Source organism: Streptomyces sp. YIM 98790, assembly GCF_011421595.1.
Taxonomy (GTDB): domain Bacteria; phylum Actinomycetota; class Actinomycetes; order Streptomycetales; family Streptomycetaceae; genus Streptomyces.
Genome location: NZ_WTLH01000259.1, coordinates 1 through 6,542 on the forward strand (window position 1 = coordinate 1; position 6,542 = coordinate 6,542).

A 6,542-nucleotide genomic window follows, 5' to 3' on the forward strand; every position below is an offset into this window, starting at 1 on the left:
TGACCCGCCCCGCCCTCACCCGCCGGGCGGCGCGGCGGTGCGTGCGGCGGGCGGCGGCGCTGCGCCCCCGGCGCGGTGTGCACCCGTGCGCTCCCGTATGCGGCGGCCCGGCCGGGCATCCCGGGTACGGGAGCTCCGGGAGCCGGGAGGTGGGCCGATGCACGGTCCGGAGCCGCTGGGGTGGCTGATGACCGGGTTGTGCGCGGTGGTGGGCGGCTACTGCCTGGTCGCCATGTGCCGGGGTGCGCCGCGGCACCGGCAGCCGGCCGGGCTCCAGGCGCTGATGGGGCTGGGCATGGCGGCGATGGCGGTGCCGGCGGCGGATGCCGCACCGCCGCCGGCGGTGTTCGCGGTGCTGTTCGGCGCGGCGGTGGTGTGGGCGGCGGCGCTGCGCCTGACGGGTGCGCGGCACCAGACGCACCACGGGCTGGAGGCCGCCGCCATGGTCTACATGTCGCTGGCCATGCCCGCGGCCGGCGGGCACCACCACGGGACGGAGGCGGGCGGCGTCCCGGTGCTGACCGGCCTGCTGCTGGCCTACTTCGCCGGGTACGCCCTGGCCTCGGCGCGTCACCTGCTGCCCGCCCCGGCGCCCGACCAGGCCCCGCCGGGCCCGGCCCTGTCCCACGAGGTCGGCGCCGCCTGCCGGCTCGCCCTGGCGCTGGCCATGTTCACCATGCTGCTGACCCTCTGACCCGTGAGGGACGCGCCCGCCGCGCGGGCCCGGCGGGGCGGGGGCACAGCGGGCCCGGCCGGGGCGGGGGCCGGGGCCCGCCCCGGCCCGTGCCGGGCCGGCGGCGGCAGGCCATAGGCTGACCCCATGCTCGTCGCGTTCACGCTGCTCGCGCTGGGCGGGCTCACCGCGGCACTGGCGCCCCGGTGGCTGGCCCGCGGTTCCTGGGCCGACCGGGAACCGGTGCTCGCCCTGTGGGTGTGGCAGTGCGTGGTGGTCGCCGTGCTGCTGTGCTTCTTCCTGGCCATGACGCTGTCCGGCGCCGCGGCCTGGCCTGCGGTGCGGGGCCGGCTGTTCGGGCCCGCGCCCGGCGGCGTGCCGGACGCCTACGCGCTGCACCCCGAGGGCCAGCCCTGGGCGGCCCCGCCGGCCGTGCTGCTCGCCGCGGGCGGCGCCTGGACCGGTTGGATGCTGCTGCGCGAGGTGCGCGACGCCCGCTCCCGGCGCCGTCGCCGGCGGGCGGAACTGCTCTCCCGCGCCCCGCTGCTGCCCGGTGAGCGCCCCGCCGAGCGGGACGGCGGCCCCCGGCTGGCCGTGGTGGAGGACGAGCGCCCGGACGCGTGGCTGCTGCCCGGCTCGGAACGGCTGCTGATCACCACCGGTGCGCTGCGGCGGCTGAACGGCCGCCAGCTGGACGCCATCCTGGCCCATGAGCGCGGGCACGCCCGGGCCCGCCACCACTGGCTCCAGCACTGCGCCGGCGCGCTGGCCCGGGGCTTCCCGCGGATCCCGGTGTTCACCGCGTTCCAGCAGCAGGTGCACCGGCTGGTGGAGCTGGCCGCGGACGACGTGGCCTCGCGCCGCGTCGGACGGCTCACCACCGCGCTGGCGCTGGTGGGGCTGAACGAGGGCCGCGGGGTCTTCGGCCCGGACGGGGCCGAGCGGGGACAGCTGCCGCACCGCGTCGGGCGGCTGCTCGACCCCGGGCCCCGGCTGACCCCGGGGCGCCGGCTGCGGGTGACGGCGGCGGCCGCCATGGTGCCCGCGGTGCCGCTGCTGGTGGCCTTCGTGCCGGGCCTGTCCGCGCTCCGGTGACCCCTGGCTCACCGGTGCCCGCCGGTGGACGCGGCCGGCCGGCGCTGTGCGCCGCACCGGCCCCGGCCACCACCCGGGCCGCACCGGTGTCCGAAAACGGCCCGGGTGGTGGAGAAGCCGGGGGCACGACGGCATCATGCCGGTATCGGGCGGTCCCCCGCTCCGCCCGATACCGGCCGCCGCGCTCCGGCAGCTGAGTATATTGGCTGACAGCCAGTCAACCCAGGAGCATCAAGGATGTCCCCTCGTCCCCCCGACGTCAATGAAGAACTTCGCCGACGTTCCCGGGAACGGCTTCTGGAGGCGGCGGTGGAACTGGTCGGCGAGCGCGGCTACGAGGGGACCACGCTCGGGGACATCGCCGGCCGGGCGGGCGCGGCACGCGGGCTGATCTCCTACTACTTCCCCGGCAAGCGGCAGTTGCTGCAGTCCGCGGTGCACCGGCTGATGCGGCTGACCGTCTCCGCCGCACTGGAGCGAGAGCCCCGGCCAACGGGCCCGGGGGCCGGTCCGGAACTGCTCGCCCGGGCCATCGACGCAATCCTGGGGCTGGCCTGCGAACGGCCGGTGCTGATGCGCGCGCACATGGCCGGCCTGCTCCAGCAGGAGGGCTTCGTGCCGTGTGCGGAGCAGCGGCATCTGGCCCGGCTGCTGCGCGGCGCGCTGGTCGCCTACGGCTCCGGCGATCCGGACACCGACTACCCCATCCTGCGGGCCCAGTTGATGGGTGCCGTGGTGGCCATGCTGATCCCGGGGGTGCCGCTGCCCGCGGCGCCGCTGCGCAAGGAACTCTTCGACCGCTACGGCCTGGACTGGCACCTTGGCACGCCGCCCGGGGCCGAACCGGCCGGCGGCCTCCCCCGGGCGCCCGGGCGGGCGCGCACCGCCCGGCGCTGAACCGCGGGAGCGCGGGAGGCTCAGCCGGCGGGGTCCTGGCGCGCGGCGGCGGCCAGCACGCTGTCCAGCAGGCCGGGGAAGCGGGCGTCCAGGTCGTCCCGGCGCAGGCAGGTCATCTTGGCAGTGCCCCGGTAGTCCTGGCGGATGACCCCGCTCTCCCGCAGCACCCGGAAGTGATGGGTGCTGGTGGATTTGCTCACCGGCAGTTCGATGGCGGAGCAGGCCAGCTCCTGGCGGGCGGCGTCCAGGGCCCGCACGACCGCCAGCCGCATCGGATCGGCCAGGGCGTGCAGCACCTGCTCCAGGCGGATGTCCGACCGTGCCGGGTGGGCGAGTTCGCGTCCGGCGGGCCCGTCCCCGAGTTGCGTCACCATGTCCCCGATCCTACGAGACCGATCGTAGTTTGACAGATACCGTACTACGGCGCCTATCGTACTACCGCCCACTGTGAGCCGTCCGTGCGGCGCAGCCGCCGGCCCGAGGGAGGAGTCCGCCCGTGAGCGCCCTCTTCGAACCGCTGACCCTGCGGTCCCTGACCCTGCCCAACCGTGTCTGGATGGCGCCCATGTGCCAGTACAGCGCGGAACCGGAGGGCCCGGAGGCCGGAGTGGCCACCGACTGGCACTTCGCCCACTACGCGGCCCGCGCGGCCGGCGGCACCGGCCTGATCCTGCTGGAGGCCACCGCGGTCGGTCCCGAGGGCCGGATCAGCCCCGCCGACCTGGGCCTGTGGAACGACCGGCAGGCGGCGGCGCTGCGCCGGATCACCGCCTTCCTGGCCGCGCAGGGCACGGTGCCGGGCATCCAGCTTGCGCACGCCGGGCGCAAGGCCGCCACCGACCGCCCGTGGCTGGGCGGTGCGCCGCTGGCGGCGGACCGGGGCGGCTGGCAGGCGCTCGCGCCCAGCCCGGTCCCCTTCGACGAACGGCACCAGGTGCCCGAGCAGCTCACCCCGGCGGGCATCCGCCGGATCGTCGCCGACTTCGCCGCCGCCGCCCGGCGGGCGCTGGACGCGGGCTTCAAGGTGGCGGAGATCCACGGCGCGCACGGCTATCTGATCGGCCAGTTCCTCTCCCCGCACGCCAACCGCCGCACCGACGCCTACGGCGGTGACTTCGCCGGCCGGACCCGGCTCGCCCTGGAGGTGACCGAGGCGGTGCGGGAGGTGTGGCCCGCGGAACTCCCGCTGTTCTTCCGCGTCTCGGCCACCGACTGGCTGTCCGAGGGCGGCTGGACGCCGGACGACACGGTGGCGCTCGCCGGTGAGCTGCGGGCCCGCGGGGTGGACCTGCTGGACGTCTCCAGCGGGGGCAACGCGGCCGGCGTGCGGATTCCCGTCGGACCCGGCTACCAGGTGCCCTTCGCGGCCCGGGTGCGGCAGGAGACCGGGCTGCCGACGGCGGCGGTCGGCCTGATCACCGATCCCCGGCAGGCGGAGAAGATCGTCACGGACGGCGAGGCGGACGCGGTGCTGCTCGGCCGGGAACTGCTGCGCGACCCGTACTGGGCGCGCCGCGCCTCCCGCGAGCTCCGCGACGGCGACCCGGGCCCGGTGCCCCCGCAGTACGCCCGGGCGGGCTGACCCGGGGCCGCCGGGCGTGCCGGGGCGCGCCGACGGCCGGCTGTCAGTGGCGGGGGGCAGACTGGCGGCCGTCGGCCGGCCGCCGCCCGACGGCCCGGCCGGCACCCCCTGTCACAGCGTCACCCGGAGGTGCGGCATGGCCACAGAAGTTCTGCTCGCGGTGGGCACTCGCAAAGGACTGTTTCTCGCCCGGAGCCCGCTGGGGCGGCGGGCCGCCGGCGGCTGGGAGTTCGACGGACCGCACTTCGCGGCCCAGGAGGTGTACGCGGTGGCCGTGGACCGCCGGCCCTCGGGCGGCCCCCGGCTGCTGGTCGGCGCCGACAGCACGCACTACGGCCCGTCCGTCTTCCACTCCGACGACCTCGGCGCCACCTGGGTCGAGCCGTCCCGGCAGGCGGTGAAATTCCCCGCGGACACCGGCGCCTCGGTGGAGCGGGTCTGGCAGCTCCGCCCGGCCGGGCCCGGTTCCCCCGGAGTGGTGTACGCCGGCACCGAGCCGGGTGCGCTGTTCCGCTCGGAGGACGGCGGTGAGTCCTTCGAGCTGGTCCGCTCGCTGTGGGAGCACCCGAGCAGGGAGAAGTGGGTGCCGGGCGGCGGCGGGCTGGGCCTGCACACCGTGCTGATCGATCCGCGGGACGACCGTTCGCTGCTGATCGCGGTGTCCACCGGCGGGGTGTACCGCAGCGGGGACGGCGGGGAGAGCTGGGCGCCGTCCAACACCGGGGTGCGGGTGGTCTTCCAGCCCGAGCCGTACCCGGAGTTCGGCCAGTGCGTGCACAAGGTGGCGCGGGACGCGGCCGATCCGGACCGGCTCTATCTGCAGAACCACTGGGGCGTCTACCGCAGTGACGACGGCGGCGGGAGCTGGACGTCCATCGGCGAGGGACTGCCCTCGGACTTCGGCTTCCCGGTGGCCGCCCATCCGCACCGCGGCGGCACGGCCTATGTCTTCCCGCTCAACGCGGACACCGACCGGGTGCCGGCCGGCCGCCGCTGCCGGGTCTACCGCACGGAGGACGCGGGCGGCACCTGGACCGGGCTGTCCGACGGCCTGCCCGGCGTCCCGCACCACGGCACGGTGCTGCGGGACGCCCTGTGCACGGACGACGCCGACCCGGCGGGCGTCTACTTCGGCAACCGCAACGGCGAGCTCTTCGCCAGCGCCGACGACGGGGACGGCTGGCGGCAGCTGGCCGGCCATCTGCCGGACGTGCTGTGCGTCCGGGCGGCGGTGATCGGCTGACCGGCCCCCGGGCCGGGCCGGCCGTCCGGTCCGGCCGGGAACCGGGCCGGACCGTGACCGGGCCGGGCCGGCGCGGTCCGGCGCGGTCAGGAGCCGGCCGGTGCCGGGGGCCGGGCGGGCGCCCGCCCGGCCCAGGACTCCAGCCGGGCGACGAAGTCCCCGGCCGCGTCCGGCCAGTGGAAGGCCCGGGCGGCGGCATGGCCGCGGGCGCCCATGGCCCGCCGCTGTCCCGGCTCGTCGCGCAGCCTGCGCAGCGCGGCGGCCACCGCGGCCGGTTCGCCGTGGGGGACGACCAGCCCGCAGCCGTGTGCCCGGACCAGCTCCGCGGCCGACGGATTGGGGGTGGTGACCACCGGGATGCCGTACGCCATGTACTCCAGCACCTTGGTGGGCCGGGAGTGGCGGTAGTTGGGCCGGTCGTGCAGCAGGGACAGCCCGGCGAGCGCGCCGCCGAGCCGGCCCAGGGCGGCGTCGTGCGGCAGGAAGCCGTGCCAGCGCAGCAGCCCGTCCCGGTCCGCGGCGGCCAGCGCCGGGCGGACGGCGGGGTCGGCGGCGCCGATCACCTCGACCCGGAAGTCCGGGCCCAGCAGCCGCGCCGTCTCCACCAGTTCCGCCGCTCCGCGGGCCCGGGAGAGGTGGCCGAGGTAGACGGCCCGGTCCGGTCCCGGCGGCGCGGGCGGGTCCGGCGGCACCCGCACCAGGTTGGCCACCACCGGATGCGGCAGCCGGAACCGGTCCCGGTAGCCGTCCTCGGCGAGCAGCAGGTGGATGCGGCGTTCGGCGGCCCGTTCCGCGGCCCGCACCGCGAGCGCGAGCGGGCGGCGCAGCGGGCCCGGCACCCAGGGCTTGTCGGCGAGGGCCGCGGCGGTGTCCTCGTGCACGTCCCACACCACGGCCGGGCGGCGTCCGGGAGTCGCGCGGTCCCAGTCGCGGACCGCGCCGGGCAGGGCGAGCAGCAGTTCCGGGTCGTGCAGCAGCACCACGTCGGCCCGCGCTCCGTGCTCGGCGAGCACCCGCCGGGCGGCCCGCAGGGCCGGGCGCCGGGTGCGGCC

General features: G+C 77.4%; 7 protein-coding genes. 5 read left to right on the plus strand and 2 right to left on the minus strand.

Annotated features, from left to right (window positions below; translation table 11 throughout):
• Positions 1–157: 157 nt before the first annotated feature.
• From GQS09_RS26115 to GQS09_RS26125, 3 genes are all read left to right on the plus strand, one after another.
• Positions 158–694 (plus strand): DUF5134 domain-containing protein, encoded by a 537-nt coding sequence (locus GQS09_RS26115; protein ID WP_165990007.1) that lies wholly within the window; start codon positions 158–160, stop codon positions 692–694.
• Between the two features lie 126 nt (positions 695–820).
• Positions 821–1,768, plus strand: a complete 948-nt coding sequence (locus GQS09_RS26120) for a M56 family metallopeptidase (protein WP_165990008.1) — start codon at positions 821–823, stop codon at positions 1,766–1,768.
• A 237-nt stretch (positions 1,769–2,005) separates the two neighbouring features.
• Positions 2,006–2,665 (plus strand): TetR/AcrR family transcriptional regulator, encoded by a 660-nt coding sequence (locus GQS09_RS26125; protein WP_165990009.1) that lies wholly within the window; start codon positions 2,006–2,008, stop codon positions 2,663–2,665.
• A gap of 20 nt (positions 2,666–2,685) precedes the next feature.
• Here GQS09_RS26125 and GQS09_RS26130 read toward each other — a convergent pair whose 3' ends face one another.
• On the minus strand, positions 2,686–3,039 hold the full coding sequence (locus GQS09_RS26130; RefSeq protein ID WP_165990010.1) for a helix-turn-helix transcriptional regulator: 354 nt from the start codon (positions 3,037–3,039) through the stop codon (positions 2,686–2,688).
• Positions 3,040–3,161: 122 nt separating this feature from the next.
• On the opposite strand from GQS09_RS26130, the gene GQS09_RS26135 reads away from it, so the two are divergent.
• Positions 3,162–4,247: an NADH:flavin oxidoreductase/NADH oxidase gene (locus GQS09_RS26135; protein WP_165990011.1), complete on the plus strand. Its 1,086-nt coding sequence runs from the start codon at positions 3,162–3,164 to the stop codon at positions 4,245–4,247.
• A gap of 136 nt (positions 4,248–4,383) precedes the next feature.
• Positions 4,384–5,490 (plus strand): exo-alpha-sialidase, encoded by a 1,107-nt coding sequence (locus GQS09_RS26140; RefSeq protein WP_165990012.1) that lies wholly within the window; start codon positions 4,384–4,386, stop codon positions 5,488–5,490.
• 86 nt (positions 5,491–5,576) lie between these two features.
• Here the strand turns inward: GQS09_RS26140 and GQS09_RS30500 are convergent.
• Positions 5,577–6,542: glycosyltransferase (locus tag GQS09_RS30500; protein WP_165990013.1), on the minus strand; the 966-nt coding region annotated here is incomplete at its 5' end.

Bases quoted from the DNA above. Each gene is read 5' to 3' on its own strand.
- GQS09_RS26115 (WP_165990007.1), top strand. From the start codon at position 158: ATGCACGGTCCGGAGCCGCTGGGGTGGCTGATGACCGGGTTGTGCGCG.
- GQS09_RS26120 (WP_165990008.1), top strand. From the start codon at position 821: ATGCTCGTCGCGTTCACGCTGCTCGCGCTGGGCGGGCTCACCGCGGCA.
- GQS09_RS26125 (WP_165990009.1), top strand. From the start codon at position 2,006: ATGTCCCCTCGTCCCCCCGACGTCAATGAAGAACTTCGCCGACGTTCC.
- GQS09_RS26130 (WP_165990010.1), bottom strand. From the start codon at position 3,039: ATGGTGACGCAACTCGGGGACGGGCCCGCCGGACGCGAACTCGCCCAC.
- GQS09_RS26140 (WP_165990012.1), top strand. From the start codon at position 4,384: ATGGCCACAGAAGTTCTGCTCGCGGTGGGCACTCGCAAAGGACTGTTT.